The 264-nt window shown below is 71.2% G+C and carries 1 pseudogene; it reads left to right on the plus strand.

From position 1 onward, the window contains the following. Positions 1 to 264 (plus strand): annotated as a pseudogene (locus SB753_RS38205) (TonB-dependent siderophore receptor); the annotation flags it as partial.

Below are 264 nucleotides of genomic sequence, written 5' to 3' on the forward strand. Positions count from 1 at the left end.
GGACACCTACCTGTCGCGTGATTTCGGCGACGCGGCGTCCGGCCAGGCGCTGACCGTCGGCGTGGATGCCTTCCGCACCTGGGAATGGCTTGCACAGGTGCCCTGCCGCCCGGCGCTGCTCGACCTTTACGCGCCGGTCTATGGCGGCCTGCCCTGCGGCGGCGCCCGCAGCGGCGATACGCTGTCCGTCGTCACTTCCGGCGGACTGTATCTGCGCGATGCGCTGCACTGGGGCGATGCCTGGCAGCTGCTGCTCGGCCTGCG

The sequence above is a fragment of the Paraburkholderia sp. SIMBA_053 genome, from assembly GCF_046534895.1.
GTDB classification, from domain to species: Bacteria; Pseudomonadota; Gammaproteobacteria; order Burkholderiales; family Burkholderiaceae; genus Paraburkholderia; species Paraburkholderia caledonica.